Origin of the sequence: Arthrobacter sp. H-02-3, assembly GCF_003097355.1 — a bacterium.
In the GTDB taxonomy this organism is placed as follows: Bacteria; Actinomycetota; Actinomycetes; order Actinomycetales; family Micrococcaceae; genus Arthrobacter; species Arthrobacter humicola.
Genome location: NZ_PYUI01000013.1, coordinates 70,423 through 84,573 on the forward strand (window position 1 = coordinate 70,423; position 14,151 = coordinate 84,573).

The 14,151-nt window shown below is 69.1% G+C and carries 12 protein-coding genes and 1 riboswitch; of the genes, 5 read left to right on the plus strand and 7 right to left on the minus strand.

The genetic code is table 11. The features are described from left to right. Positions 1–99: 99 nt before the first annotated feature. Positions 100–1,683: an aminopeptidase P family protein gene (locus C9424_RS13575; RefSeq protein ID WP_116767339.1), complete on the minus strand. Its 1,584-nt coding sequence runs from the start codon at positions 1,681–1,683 to the stop codon at positions 100–102. Positions 1,684–1,818: 135 nt separating this feature from the next. Between C9424_RS13575 and C9424_RS13580 the strand changes: the two genes are divergently transcribed. Then, on the plus strand, positions 1,819–2,664 hold the full coding sequence (locus C9424_RS13580; RefSeq protein WP_116767340.1) for a PHP domain-containing protein: 846 nt from the start codon (positions 1,819–1,821) through the stop codon (positions 2,662–2,664). 104 nt (positions 2,665–2,768) lie between these two features. Here the strand turns inward: C9424_RS13580 and C9424_RS13585 are convergent, their stop codons facing one another. From C9424_RS13585 to C9424_RS13595, 3 genes are all read right to left on the minus strand, one after another. Next, a complete protein-coding gene (locus tag C9424_RS13585; protein ID WP_116767341.1) occupies positions 2,769–3,650 on the minus strand; it encodes a DNA-methyltransferase in 882 nt (293 codons plus the stop codon). Positions 3,651–3,658: 8 nt separating this feature from the next. Next, a complete protein-coding gene (locus C9424_RS13590) occupies positions 3,659–5,425 on the minus strand; it encodes a DEAD/DEAH box helicase (RefSeq protein ID WP_116767342.1) in 1,767 nt (588 codons plus the stop codon). A 304-nt stretch (positions 5,426–5,729) separates the two neighbouring features. Then, entirely contained in the window at positions 5,730–7,226 is a 1,497-nt protein-coding gene (locus C9424_RS13595; protein WP_116767343.1) for an RNB domain-containing ribonuclease, read from the minus strand. Between the two features lie 41 nt (positions 7,227–7,267). On the opposite strand from C9424_RS13595, the gene C9424_RS13600 reads away from it, so the two are divergent. Then, positions 7,268–7,939 (plus strand): ferritin-like fold-containing protein, encoded by a 672-nt coding sequence (locus C9424_RS13600; RefSeq protein WP_116767344.1) that lies wholly within the window; start codon positions 7,268–7,270, stop codon positions 7,937–7,939. Between the two features lie 36 nt (positions 7,940–7,975). On the opposite strand, the gene thiE is transcribed toward C9424_RS13600, so the two are convergent. Then, positions 7,976–8,683, minus strand: a complete 708-nt coding sequence (gene thiE / locus C9424_RS13605; RefSeq protein ID WP_116767345.1) for a thiamine phosphate synthase — start codon at positions 8,681–8,683, stop codon at positions 7,976–7,978. A gap of 26 nt (positions 8,684–8,709) precedes the next feature. Next, positions 8,710–8,830: riboswitch (TPP riboswitch) on the plus strand. Here thiE and thiO point away from each other — a divergent pair. The 3 genes from thiO to C9424_RS13620 all read left to right on the plus strand — a co-directional run bounded on the left by thiO (position 8,824) and on the right by C9424_RS13620 (position 11,248). Beyond that, entirely contained in the window at positions 8,824–10,185 is a 1,362-nt protein-coding gene (thiO, locus tag C9424_RS13610) for a glycine oxidase ThiO (protein ID WP_116767346.1), read from the plus strand. Its footprint overlaps the riboswitch before it by 7 nt. Then, positions 10,182–10,418 carry a sulfur carrier protein ThiS gene (gene thiS / locus C9424_RS13615; RefSeq protein WP_116767347.1) on the plus strand — a complete coding sequence of 79 codons (237 nt, stop codon included), beginning with the start codon at positions 10,182–10,184 and terminating at the stop codon, positions 10,416–10,418. Before thiO ends, thiS begins: the two co-directional genes overlap by 4 nt. A gap of 5 nt (positions 10,419–10,423) precedes the next feature. After that, complete coding sequence (locus C9424_RS13620) at positions 10,424–11,248, plus strand: thiazole synthase (protein ID WP_116767348.1); 825 nt, start codon at positions 10,424–10,426, stop codon at positions 11,246–11,248. 288 nt (positions 11,249–11,536) lie between these two features. On the opposite strand, the gene C9424_RS13625 is transcribed toward C9424_RS13620, so the two are convergent. Together C9424_RS13625 and C9424_RS13630 are read right to left on the minus strand one after the other, a co-directional pair. Beyond that, a complete protein-coding gene (locus tag C9424_RS13625) occupies positions 11,537–13,519 on the minus strand; it encodes an HNH endonuclease signature motif containing protein (RefSeq protein ID WP_237563451.1) in 1,983 nt (660 codons plus the stop codon). A 321-nt stretch (positions 13,520–13,840) separates the two neighbouring features. Then, positions 13,841–14,143, minus strand: coding sequence for a hypothetical protein (locus tag C9424_RS13630; protein ID WP_116767349.1), 303 nt, complete (start codon positions 14,141–14,143; stop codon positions 13,841–13,843). Between the last annotated feature and the right edge of the window lie 8 nt (positions 14,144–14,151).

Consider the following 14,151-nt stretch of genomic DNA (forward strand, 5'->3'; position numbering starts at 1 on the left):
CTCACAAGAAGCTAGCCTCACAAGAAGCTGCAGACGCAGAAAAGGGAGGGTCCCAGGGACCCTCCCTTTTCTGTGCTTCTTCGGCTCGTCTGACGGACGCTACGGCGTCTGGCCGTCGAATTCCAGGTAGATGCCCGCCATCCAGGACTCGACGTCGTCCGCCTTGCGCGGCAACGCAGCGCTGAGGTTGACCGGGCCGTCGGCCGTCATGAGGATGTCGTCCTCGATCCGGACACCGATGCCGCGGTATTCCTCGGGGATGCCGATGTCCTCGTTCTTGAAGTACAGGCCGGGTTCGATCGTGAACACCATTCCGGGTGTGAGCACGCCGTCGAGGTACAGGTCCCGCTTCGCCTGCGCGCAGTCGTGGACGTCGAGGCCGAGGTGGTGGCTGGTGCCGTGCGGCATCCACCGGCGGTGCTGCTGCCCTTCGGCGCTGACGGCTTCCTCCACGGAGACGGGCAGGAGGCCCCATTCGGCGAGCCGCTCCGCGAGAACGGTGGTGGCTGCGGTGTGGATGTCCCGGAATTTGGTGCCCGGCTGGGCGGCCGCGAAGCCGGCGTCGGCGGCGTCGAGCACTGCCTCATAGACCTTGCGCTGGATCTCGGTGAACTTGCCGTTCGCCGGCAGGGTGCGGGTGACGTCGGCCGTGTACAGGGAATCGGCCTCGACGCCGGCGTCCAGGAGCAGCAGTTCACCGGCAGCGATCTTTCCGGTGTTCCGGGTCCAGTGCAGGATGGTGGCGTTGTTGCCGGACGCGGCGATGGTGTCGTAGCCGAGCTCGTTGCCGTCCTCGCGGGCCCGGGCGAAGAACGCCCCTTCCACGACGCGCTCGCCGCGGTGGTGGGTCAGCGCCCGCGGGAGTGCCTTGACGACCTCCGTGAAGCCTGCCACGGTGGCGGCCACAGCGGTCTTCATCTGTTCGATTTCCCACTCGTCCTTCAGCAGGCGCAGCTCGGAGAGGGCCTCGCTGAGCTTCTCGTCCAGGGCATCGAGGACGCTCAGGTCAAGGTTGTCAGGATCCTTGGCGGTGTTGTAGCGGGCGGTGTCCACGAGGGCGTCGATGTTCTCGTCAACCTTGCGGACCAGCCGGATGGAGATGCCGCCGATCTCGGGCGCACCGACGTTCTTGGTGATGGCGAGTTCGAGTTCGCTGATGTCCGCGGTGTCCAGCCCGAGCCGGGCCTTGAACTCGGCCAGGGTGGGGCGTGCGCCGATCCAGAACTCCCCGGAGCGGGAGTCGGCGTAGAACTGCTCGGTGTCGCGGCCGGCCAGCGGGCGGAAGTACAGCGTGGCGTGGTGGTTGCCGCCGTCGTCGCCCGTGCCCTCGGCCACCGGCTCCAGGATCAGGACCGCATCGGGCTCGTGGTCCACGCCGAGGCCGGTGAGGTGCGCGAAGGCCGAGTGCGGCCGGAAGCGGTAGTCGCAGTCGTTCGAGCGGACCTTCAGCGGACCGGCGGGGATGACCAGGCGTTCACCTTTGAACTGGCCTGAAATGGCGCGGCGCCGGGCTGCTGCGTGGCCGGCGACGGCGTCCCGCTCGGGGAGCTGCTGCATGGCCGGCGCCCAGTTGCTGGCCATAAAAGCCTTGAAAGCGTCGGAACTGGGCCGCTGCGAGCGGTTGTTGACGCGCTCTTCGAGGGGCTGGGAAGCGGAGACTTGGGTGTTATCTGCATCGTTCACCGTCCAATAGTCTCACCAGCGCCGCGGCTTAGGCCAACGGCGCGCTCCCGCTGCACGGCAACTGCAACGCGCGGGCGCAGGGCATAGACGCGCGGGGCCGGGGCTTTGGACCGGGCCATCTACTAGGCTGGTGAGGTGAGAATTGACCTGCATGCGCACTCGAACGTTTCCGACGGCACCCAGGCGCCGGCCGACGTCGTTGAGTCCGCTGCCGGCGCCGGGCTGGACGTCGTCGCGCTGACCGATCACGACTCCACGGACGGGTGGGCGGAGGCCACCGTCGCGGCCCGGAAAACGGGGGTCGCCCTGGTCCCGGGCATGGAGATCTCCTGCCGGACCCGGGAAGGCATCAGCGTCCACCTGTTGAGCTACCTGCATGACCCGGCCCACCCCGGACTCCTTGAGGAAATCACCAAGGCCAAGGACGCCCGGCACACGAGGGCCCAAAAGATGGTCACCCTGCTGGCCGAGGACTACCCGCTGACATGGGACGACGTGATCCACCACGTCGCGCCGGGCGCCACTCTCGGCCGCCCGCACATCGCTGACGCCCTCGTGGCCGCAGGCGTTGTGGAGGACCGGGCCGAGGCCTTCAGCTCCATCCTTACCTCACACTCGCGCTATTGGGTCCAGCACTACGCGCCGGATCCGGCGCTCGCCGTCGAACTGGTCCGGGAAGCCGGTGGCGTGCCGGTTTTTGCGCACCCGGTCGCGTCTGCCCGCGGACGGATCGTGGGGGAGGGGACGTACCGGGAAATGATCGACGCCGGGCTGGCCGGCCTGGAAATCTACCACCGGGACAACCCCGAGGAGGGCAGGGTCTTCCTGCGCCGCATCGCCAAACGGTACGGCCTGCTGGTCACCGGGTCCTCGGACTACCACGGCGCCGGGAAGCCGAACCTGCTGGGGGAAAACCTGACCTCGCCCGAAGTCTTTGCCCGGATCGAGGAACTGGGCACCGGCTCCGCCGTGGTGCGCTGAGCCCTTCCCGAACCTGATTGCGCTATCACTTGTGGTCGGTCAGAGGCCCGGTTAGCCGCCACAAGTGATGGCGCATCGCGACGAAAGGCGGGCGGGACCGCGGGTCAGGCCCCGGGGTCCGGCGGGAACGCGGTGAACTGCGCTTTCGCGGCCAGTCGTTTGGCCATGACGTCGACGGCCGCCTGGTTTTGGTCCACGCACACGAACCTGCGGTCCAGCTTCGCAGCCACGGCGCCGAGCGTGCCGGAACCGGCGAAGAAGTCCAGGCACCAGTCGCCCGGCCGGCTCGAGGCGGCGACCACGCGCCGGATGAGGCCCTCCGGCTTCTGCGTCGGGTAGCCGGTCTTCTCCTTGCCGGTGGGCGAGACGATGGTGTGCCACCACACGTCGGTGGGAAGCTTGCCGAGCTCGCGCTTGGCGGGGGTGACGAGCCCGGGTGCCATGTAGGGCTCACGGTCCACCTCAGCGCTGTCGAAGTGGTACTTCGCCGGGTTCTTGACGTAGACAAGGATGTTGTCGTGCTTGGTGGGCCAGCGGTATTTGGCCCGTGCACCGTAGTCGTACGCCCAGATGATCTCGTTCAGGAAGCATTCGCGGCCAAAGATCGCGTCCAGCATGACCTTCGCGTAGTGCACCTCGCGGTAGTCCAGGTGCAGGTACAGGGTGCCGTCGTCGGCCAGGAGCCGCCAGGCCTCCACGAGCCGGGGCTCGAGGAAAGACCAGTAGTCGCTGAAGGCGTCGTCGTAGCTGTGCAGCGCGCCCTTGATGGTGTCATAGGACCGGCCCTTGAACCCGACGCGGTCACCCTCGCCGCCGGCGTTGAGGACCATCCGGGTTTCCTGGCGCCGCTGCACCCGGCCGGTGTTGAAGGGCGGGTCCACGTAAATCAGTGTGAAGGCGCCGTCCGGCAGCGTGGGGAGGTATTCCGCGTTGTCCGCGTGAACCACCAGGTTGCTGCCGTCCGGCGCCCAGACGGTGTCAGTCATGGAGGGGATTAGGCCTCGGCGCCGCTCGGCTGTGCGTCGCCGCCGGCCACGACTTCACCGTTGCGGCGGCGCGTACGGGTGCGGCGACGCGCACGGGTTGCACGGTCCACCTCGGTCGGGGCCTTCGCCGGCGCGGCGCCGGCAGCAGCCTCGGGGCCCTGCCCGCCGGCAGTGGAAACGGTAGCGGCTTCGGCGTCGGCGGGACGACGACGGCGGTCGCCGGAGCGTCCGCCTGCCTCGGTGCCGCTGCGGCGGGTGTCCCGGCTGCCGGTGCGGCTGCCTTCACGGGCGCCGTCACGGCTGGCGGTGCGGTTACCTTCGCGGGCGCCGGTGCGGCTCCCCTCACGGGCGCCGTCCCTTCCGCTGTCCTTTGCGCTGCTGCGGGTGTTCTTCTTGCCGGTCTCGCCGAGGTCCTCGAGAACCTCCGCGTCGACGCCGGCCAGCACGCGCTTGTCGCGGGGCAGGCGGCCCTTGGTGCCCTCGGGGATGTCGAGTTCCTCGAACAGGTGCGGCGAGGAGGAGTAGGTTTCCACGGGCTCGGGGAAGTTCAGGCCCAGGGCCTTGTTGATGAGCCCCCAGCGCGGCATGTCATCCCAGTCGACAAAGGTCACAGCGGTGCCCTTGTTGCCGGCGCGGCCGGTGCGGCCGACGCGGTGCAGGTAGATCTTCTCGTCCTCGACGCACTGGTAGTTGATCACGTGCGTGACGTCGTCGACGTCGATGCCGCGGGCGGCGACGTCGGTGGCCACGAGGACGTCCACCTTGTTGTTACGGAAGGCGCGCAGCGCCTGTTCGCGGGCGCCCTGGCCGAGGTCGCCGTGGATCGCGGCAGCCGCGAAACCGCGGTCCACGAGTTCCTCGGCCACCTTGGCAGCGGTGCGCTTGGTCTTGGTGAAGATGATGGTGCGGCCGCGACCGCGGGCCTGCAGGATCCGGGCAACAACTTCGACCTTGTCCATGCTGTGGGCACGGTAGATCAGCTGGCGGATGTCGCGCTTGGTCAGGCCTTCGTCGTCCGGGTCCGCGGCGCGGATGTGGGTCGGCTGGGTCATGTAGCGGCGGGCCATGGCGATGACCGGGCCGGGCATCGTGGCCGAGAACAGGAGCGTCTGGCGGACCGCGGGGGTACCGGCGATCAGGGTTTCGACGTCCGGCAAGAACCCGAGGTCCAGCATTTCGTCGGCCTCGTCGAGGATGACGATCTTGACGTTCTTCAGGCTCAGGTGCTTCTGCTTGTAGAGGTCGATCAGGCGGCCGGGGGTGCCGACGACGATCTCGACGCCCTCCTGCAGGGCATCGACCTGCGGCTCGTAGGCGCGGCCGCCGTAAATGGTGGCGATACGGGCGTTGCGCTTCTTGGCCGCGTTCTCGAGGTCCTTGGCTACCTGGACGGCGAGTTCGCGGGTGGGCACGATCACGAGGGCCTGCGGGGCGCCGGGCACGGCCAGCTTGTCGAAGCCGGCGTCGTCGCGGCCAACGACGCGCTGCAGCGCCGGGATGCCGAAGCCGAGGGTCTTGCCCGTGCCGGTCTTGGCCTGGCCGATGATGTCGTGTCCGGCCAGGGCGACCGGCAGCGTCATTGCCTGGATCGGGAAGGGGTGGGTGATGCCGGCGTCGGCCAAGGACTCCACGATGTCCGCGCGGACGTTGTAATCGGCGAACGTCTTTTCGGCAATCTCGTGCGGCTTTTCGTCCGAAATGATGGTTTCTTCGGGCTCGATGGTCTCCGTGCCCGACTCATCGGTCAGAAGCTGGTGCGTGTGCAATTCACTCACAGGTGAGTTTCCTTATTCATTTTGGGCTGCGCTGCTTGCTCAACGGGGCCGGCCGTGGCCGTTCCGGAGCACGCTCAGGCGCGCAAGCAATTCCAGTGGAAGCCGATCGCGGGCTATCTAAATGCTGGCACTGGGGACCAGCGGGTGTATCTCAAGATCGCGTAGGGGCGGGCTTGTTGAATTCGGAAATCATGGAAATCAACGACCGGGCATCCATATCTACCTCTCCAGTCTAGCTGTACGAGACCCGGATCCTCGACTGGAGGCGCGATCGCGCCGCAGAGGGGGCCCCGGCGGCGGTCCGTCAGCCGACCAGCTCCAGCCGGATTTCGCGTGTGGCGATGTCCGAGGACACCACCCGGACCCGGACCTGGGTGCCCGGTTCGAGCTCGCCGGGGCACCTTGCGGTCACGGCGGGCTCGGCGATCTGCACGATTCCGGACGGGCCGTTCCCGTTACCGTTGGACTTGCCGCCGTTCCCGTTGGTGCCGCTGCCGCTGGCGGTCTTTGCCGGTCTGGAGCCGGAGATCACGACGGCGTCGAACTCCTGGCCGACGTGGTTGACGAGCAGCGCTGCTTCCACGGTGTCCAGTGCGAGCCGCTCCAGTCGTGCGGCCAGCTGGTCCGAGGTGGCCATGATGGCCGGGAGGGACGGCAGGGCTTCCCGGGCCCAGGACGGAACCTCGGTGCCGTTGCTCAAGGCCTCGCAGATCACCAGCACGAAGCGGTCGATCAGCCGCCGCAGCGGCGCGGTGGAGTGGGCGTAGGCCGCGCCGATGGCGGACTGCACGGCGGCCTGCGGCACTGTGCCGTCGAAGGGCGTGTAGCCGGCCCCGCGGAAGAGCATGCCGGCCGAGTGCACGATGGCCAGCTGCCGGGGATCCGTGGGGTCGAGGGTCCGCAGGTACTCGCCATAGGGCGTTTCGCCGTCCCAGGGCTTGCCGAGAGCGTGCGTCTGGCGGTGGAAGTGCCGCAGCGACGCCTCGTCCGGGGCTGGCATGGTGCGCAGGATGCCGACCTTGCCCTGGAGCATCAGCCCGGCCGCCGCCATCCCGGTCATGAGGGAAATCTGGGCGTTCCAGTCCTCCACCGGAAGCGGCGGGGCCGCCACGATCCGGTAGCCGCCGTCGGGCAGTTGTTGGATCTCCTGTTCCGGCATGTTCAGGCTCGCGCCGCCACGGAGGCGTTCCAGCTCCACGCGCTTGATGCCCACCTCCTTCAGCAGCTGCAGCAGGGGCGTTGCGGTGCCGGCGTCGAGCTCGGCCTGGACACCCTTGTAGCTGAGCTTCGCGCGGCTGCGGACCTGGGCCCGGCGCACCAGCACCGAGGTCACCTCCGCCGCGGCGTCGAGTTCGAACTCCCAGACGAATGCCGCGCACAGCTGCCCGGCGAGCAGGCTACCGGCGGCCTCGCTGATGACCTCCGGATGCAGCGGGATCCGCCCGTCCGGGGTGTAGAAGGTCTGGCCGCGGCGGCGGGTCTCGGCGTCGAGCGCCCCGCCCGGCGCGACGAAGGACGGGACATCGGCGATGGCGTAAAGCACGTTGTAGCCCTCGCCGTTGCGCTCGATAAACAGCGCCTGGTCGAGGTCGGTGGAGGACGCCGGATCGATCGTCACGAACTCGACATGGGTGAAGTCCAGGTCCGGCAGCTTGTGCTCGGCCACCGCCGCCTGCGCGTCGCGCAGCACGTCCTCGGGGAACGGACCGGGCAGTTCCAGCGTGGTGCGCAACGCCTTGAGAGCCCCGGCAAGCTGGTTCTGCTGCTCGTGGATACTCGGGGTCAGGCGATGATGGGACACGAAAATCAGGTTAGCCCGATTTCCGCTATTAGTCTTGGATTATGAGCCCAATCCCGGACGATCCTGCCCGCTACAACAGCTTCCTCACGGATCTGCTGGGAGTGATGGCGTACGGGGAGCTTTCGGCCTTCGAACGGCTGTCCTCGGACGCCCGCTATTCACCCACGCTGCATGACCGTGCGGTGCTGGGCAGGATCGCGGTGGTCGAGTTCCAGCACTACGAACTCGTCCGGGCCAGACTCGAGGCCATGGGCCTGGACACGGAGGCCGCCATGCTGCCGTTCCAGCCGTCCGTGGACCACTTCCATGAGCGCACACGCCCGGCGGACTGGTACGAATCCCTCATGAAGGCCTACGTGATCGACACCGTCTCCGCGGACTTCTACCGTGCCGTCGCCAGGCACGTCGACGCCGCGACCCGGGAACTGATCGAGCAGATCCAGTCCGCCGAGGAGGCCACGGCCGTGCTGCAGGAGCGGCTCAAGGCGGCCCTGGCCGATGACCCCCGGCTGGCGTCGCGCCTGGCGCTGTGGGCCAGGCGCCTGCTGGGCGAGGCACTGACCCAGGCCCAGCGGGTCAGTCTCGAACACGCCTTCCTCGGCGGGCTCTCAGGCCTGGACGACGCCGGCGCCAGGGAACTGGTCAGGGCTCTGACGGCCGAACTCGCCACAAACCACTCGCGCCGGATGGCCGCGCTGGGACTCGCGGGGTAGCTCCGCCGCCGGGGCGGAAACCCGAACGGAACCTGTTCAGGAATCGGCGGCATCCAGCGCCGCCAGCAGTGCGCCGGCTGCGTGGGCCGGATCATCGGCGTCGGTGATTGCCCGGACCACGACGATCCGGCGGGCACCGGCGTCGACTACCTGCTCAACATTGCCAAGGTCGATGCCGCCGATCGCAAACCACGGCAACAAGCTTTCGACCCCGCCGTCGACCGTGCCGGTTCCCTCCCCATCCGCCCGGCCGGTCGCCTCGGCGGCGTAACGCACCAGGTCGAGGCCGACGGCGGCGCGTCCAGGCTTGGTGGGAGTGGCCCACACGGGTCCCACACAGAAGTAGTCGAGTCCCTTGCGGCCGGGGGAGGACGCAATGGCAGCGTCCACCTGCTCCGGGCTGTGGGTGGACAATCCGACCACGGTTTTCTTGCCGAGGAGGCCGCGGGCTGCGTCGAGCGAAATATCCTTCTGCCCGATATGGAACACCGGAGCCCCGGACAAAGAGGCGATGTCCGCCCGGTCATTGACGGCCCAGAGCCGTCCGTGCCGCTGCGCTGCGGCGTGCAGGACCTCCAGGAGCTCCAGTTCCTCGGCCGCCTCAAGCGACTTGTCGCGCAGCTGGATGATGTCCACCCCGCCGGCGAATGCGGCGTCCACAAAGTCCTCGAAGTCGCCGCGGTCCTGCCGGGCGTCGGTGCACAAGTAGAGGCGGGCGGTGGTGTGGAGGGAGTCCTGGCTCATGACACCAGCCTAGTTCCTCTAAACTGGGCGCATACCGCGGGAGCCCGCAGCGGCCACGTCATCGCTGCACGGCTGAGAGGGCGTCAGAGCCGACCGCTTGACCTGATCCGGCTAGTACCGGCGTAGGGAAGGAATTTTTTATGGGCACAAGAGCCAGCCGTGAAGCCGAAGCCGCAGATGACGCCGCCTACCGGGTTTGTGACACGGGCCCCGGTTCCGCAGAGGACCTCACCGCACAGGACGCATCCGCACAGGACGTCGCTGTTGACGTTGCGGTGATCGGCGGCGGGGTGATCGGCCACGGCATCGCGTTCGAGGCCAGCCGTGCGGGCCGGTCCGTGGTGTTGATCGATGACGCGCCCGGCAGCGGGGCCAGCTGGGCCGCCGCCGGAATGCTGGCCCCCGTCAGCGAACTGCACTATCAGGAAGAACAGCTCCTGGAACTGATGCTCGAGTCCTCCCGGCTGTGGCCCGCCTTCGTGGCCGGGATCGATGCCGGTGCCGGGATCGACGCCGATGCCAGTGCCGCCAGCGGCCCGGGATCCCGGGCAGGGTCCAGTACCGGCTACCTGACGACGCCGACCCTCGCCGTCGGTGCCGATGCGGCGGACCGGCGCGCGCTCGCGGACCTGAGGGAAGTCCAGCAGGACTCCGGCCTCACCGTGGAGCCCCTGACCGTGCGCGAGGCCCGCAGCCGGGAACCTTTGCTCAGCCCCGGTATCTCGTGCGCATTCGATATCCCGGCCGACCACCAGGTGGACCCCCGCATGCTGATTGCCCGGCTCACCAGGCTGCTCGACGCGGAGGGCCGCTGCAGATTCGTCCGTCGGCGCGCGGCGGGGCTGCTGTGGGAGGACGGACGCGTCGCCGGTGTCCGGCTCGCGGGCGGCGGTTCCGTGCGGGCCGCGGAAACCGTGGTCGCCAACGGGCTCGGCGCCCCCGACCTTGACGGGCTGCCCGATGGACTGAAACTCCCGCTGCGGCCGGTCTACGGCGACATCCTTCGGCTCCGCGTGCCCGCGCACCTGCAACCACTGCTCACGGCCACCGTGCGTGGCATGGTGCGCGGGGTGCCGGTGTATATCGTCCCGCGGCAGGACGGCACTGTGGTGATCGGCGCCACCCAGCGCGAAGACGGCCCGTCGGATCCGCACGCTGTTTCCGCCGGCGGCGTGTACCGGCTGCTCCGAGACGCTCAGCAGCTGGTGCCCGCTGTAGCCGAGCTGGAACTACTCGAAGCCACGGCGCGCGCCCGCCCCGGCACACCGGACAACGCCCCGATGCTGGGGCGGGTCTCGCGCCCGGAAGGCGGGGACGTCCCGGGCCTCATCATCGCCACGGGATTCTTCCGGCACGGCGTCCTGCTGACCCCGGCAGCCGCCGTCGTCTGTCGTCAACTCATGGACGGTATGCCGGACCCGCGCTGGGCCGGGTTCCGCCCCGACCGTTTCTCCCGCACCCCGGATGCGTCCGGGGACAGCCCCAACAAGGAAGCAGCATGAACATCAGACTGAACGGAACGGAGCAGAGCGTCGCCGACGGCGCCTCCGTCAGCACACTCGTCAGCCAGCTCACGGGCCGGAGCATCGGCCCCGACGGCCGGGCCGCCGACGGGCAGAAGCTCGGTGTCGCGGTGGCCCGCAACGCTGAAGTGGTGCCCCGCAGCCAGTGGCACGCCACCGCGCTCGCCGACGGCGACGACGTCGAACTTGTTACGGCAGTCCAGGGAGGATGACCAGCATGAACGAAACGACTCTTGCAGGATCGCCGGCCCGGCCGGCTGCCGGGGCCCTCGCCGATCCGTTCGTGGTGGACGGCGTGACGCTCGGATCCCGGCTTATCATGGGCACCGGCGGTGCGCCGAGCCTGGACGGGCTGGGCGCGGCGCTTTTGGCTTCCGGGACGGAACTGACCACCGTGGCGATGCGCCGCTATTCACCGGCGGAAACGGGATCGCTGTTCCAGCTGCTCGTGGACCACAACATCCGAGTGCTGCCGAACACGGCCGGTTGCTTCACCGCCAAGGACGCCGTACTCACCGCCGAACTGGCCCGCGAGGCCCTGGAGACGGACTGGGTCAAGCTCGAAGTCATTGCCGACGAGCACACCCTGCTGCCGGACGCGGTCGAGCTCGTGGACGCAACTGAGCAGCTGGTGGCCCGCGGCTTCAAGGTCTTCGCGTACACCAACGATGACCCCGTGCTGGCCCTGCGGCTCGAAAACCTCGGGGCGACGGCGGTGATGCCGCTGGGTGCCCCGATCGGCACCGGCCTGGGCATCCTGAACCCGCACAACATCGAGCTGATCGTCTCGCGGGCGTCCGTGCCCGTGGTGCTCGATGCCGGAATCGGCACGGCCTCGGACGCGGCCCTGGCGATGGAACTTGGCTGCGACGCCGTGCTGCTGGCCACGGCCGTGACCCGTGCCCAGAATCCCGCGCTCATGGGGGAGGCCTTCAAACACGCCGTCATCGCCGGCAGGCTGGCGAAAGCGGCCGGCAGGATCCCGCGGCGCGAACACGCGCTGGCGTCCTCGGCGATGGAAGGCCGGGCCGAGTTCCTGTAACGTCTGCGTTCCTCTGAAGGCCGGTGAGGCTGGCAGGTCTGACCTGGTTCCGCCAGCAGGACCGCTTCATCACAGATCTTCATCACCAGGCGGAGCCTTGCATCGCCCATCGGCGCCTGTCATCGCCGATAAGCGCCTTGCAGGCCCGTGGCGGGCGAGGGAAGCCATAGCCCCTACGGCGTCCGCGAGGAACTCCGATGAGTCCGCGTTGAACTGCCGGGATACTGCCCCCGCTGCCAGGAACGCACAGGGACAAACAGCGAGCACCGACCTATCAGAGAACGACTACTAGTCCGGGCGGAAGTATTTGTTGCGTCGGGGTGTTTGGCGGGGGTCGACGTGGGGTGGCGGGATGAACCAGGGGATGCCGCTGCGCATCTGGATGGTCCATTGTTCCTTGTGGATCAGATGGTGGTGGTGGGAGCACAGGAGGGTGCCGTTGTCCGTGCTTGTGGACCCGCCGCGGGACCAGTAGGTGATGTGGTGGGCTTCGCACCAGGGTGCGGGGATGGTGCATTGCGGGAAGGCGCAGCCCTGGTCCCGGGCGGTGAGGGCTTTGCGGATGTGGGGCGGGAAGATCCGTGCGGTGCGTCCGATGTCCAGGATCCGGCCTTCTCCGCCGAGCAGGACGGGGATGATGTCGGCGTCGCAGGCGATCTTGCGGATGGTGGAGGCGGTGACGGGTCCGGTGAACATCAGCGTTCCCGTTCCCGTGCCCGGGCCGGGCGTGGCAGCGGGGTCGTTGGGGGTGCCGGTGCGGTCGAGGCGGCCGAGGAGGTCCCGGTAGTCGATGGTGGCCATGACCTGTGGCCGGAGTCCGCCGGCGGCGGGCAGGGCCCCGGCGGCGAGGGCGGTGTCGCAGGCGCCGACCAGGCCGTCGAGCAGTCGTTGCGGCCGCGAGCGGCGGTCCAGGACGTCGGCCGCACCGGCCGTGGTGCTTACGGCCGCGTCAGACCGGGCGGCCGCTCCGACGGCGTGTCCGCTACCGTCACGGATCCCGCCGGCCGCGGCCACGTCAGTGACCGCGCCGTCCGTTTCCACGCAAACCCCGCCGTCTCGTCCGGCAGAGGAGACGTCCGCCGCCGCGCCGGTGGCCGCGCCGTCGCCGGTGCCGGGGTCGGCTGTTGCGTCCGGGCCGGGATCGGTTCCTGCGCTGGTGCGGGGGTTGGTGGCGGTGTTCATGGCGGTGATGAGGTGTTCGAACTGGTCGGTGGTGGCGAAGATTTCCAGGTGGTGCAGGCCGTGCCGGGGTTTGCGGATGAAGGCGCCCTGGAGCCGGCGGAGGGCTTCCTCGGTAGGTTCGGCGCCGTCCTGGTCCAGGGCGTCGGTCCAGCGCCGGGCGATCCGGGTCAGGAAATCGGGGTCGTTCTCGATCGCGGTCAGGGTCAGGGCGTGTTCCATCGCGGCGGCGGTCCCGGGCGGGCACAGGTGCCGGACCCGGTCCAGGGCGGTGGTGATGATGGTCGCGGTCCGGGACGCGATCTGCCCGGCCGCGACGGCGGCGCCGAGTTCCTCGTGCACGGCCGGGACCGGTGCTCCGGTGAGTCCCTGGCGGGGCAGCAGGTCCGCGGCCTGGGTCAGCCGGCGCCGGGCTTCGGGGGCGCTGATCCGCAACCGTGCCCGCAGGAACTCGGTGGTGCTCTTGTAGCCGTCGTCGGCCGCGGCGCACACGCCGGCCGGCCCGCCGCTACTGTCAAATGCCGTCCAGCCGTGCGTCCCCACCTCAGATCCGGCCCCGGCACCGTCGTCTCTCCCAACCCCGGATTCGCCGTCGAATCCTATGTCGGTCCCGCCATCGGTTCCGGCGGGGGTGTTTTGTGTCCAGCCGGTGAGCCAGCCCGCCGGCGCCGCCGTTTCGGCGGCCCAGCCCGCCGGCGCCGGCCGGGTCCAGGTTGTTTGTTTGCGGGTCCGGTCCACCGCGGCGGCGGCGATGAGTTGGAAGTATTCGACCGTCCGGGAGAGTTCCTCCACGCGGCCGGCGAAGTCCGCGGCTTCGACCAGGGAGAACCGGGCCGCCTCGGCCGCCGCCGGGCCCAAGGATCGCAGCAACGCCAGCGCCGATTCCACCGCGCCGCCGGCACCATGGCCCGCAGCGCCGTTGGCGGCAGCAGTCGCGGCGCGGCCCAAAGTACCGTTCCCGGCATGGTCTGCGCCACCGACGTGTGATGCTTCAGACTCCCCGGCCGCGGCGGCCGGGCGGGGAAGCCGCGTGGACGTGACCGGGCCGGCCCACGGGGCCAGCTCCGGGATGAACGCTCCAACGGCTTTCATGTCTCAACGATCCCAGAGGGGTCCGACAAAAAAGACCGAACCGGTGCGGCCGCGACGCGACGCCGCATCCGGCTGCCGCCCCGGCAGGCAACGGCGGTACGATGCCGGGCAACGTAACTCCGCGTACGACAAGAGTCGACTTCATCAAGGCGGGCGGCCTGCCGGAGCCGCCGGTGCTCAACGAAACGTGACCACGCACCCTGCTGGGCGCGTGGTCACGGATGTGCAGGTAAACCGGCTGAGCCTGCCCAACGAGGGCGGACGAGGGTCCGCCCTGACGAGAAAATGGGCCCCGTCCTGCTGGCTGCCGGCCAGGACCCGCTAAAGCTTCAGGATGGCGGTGAGACGCTCGGTGTCGTGCCGGGCCCGGGTCCTGCCGAGGTACACCACGGCCGCGATGGAGGCTGCGGCACCGAGGATCAGCGGCAGGATCCACGGAATCCAGGTCAGGCCCGGCTGGTAGCCGAACCCGGCCGCCATGAAGATGATCCAGCTCAGCATGCCGACGAAGGCGGCCACTCCGGCCGGCACACTGATGCCGTACTTCGTGTGCCGCTTGTCGTTGGCCCACACCACAAAGCCCACAGCAACGGTGATCATGGCGACCACAATCAGGGAAAGCATTCAGGACC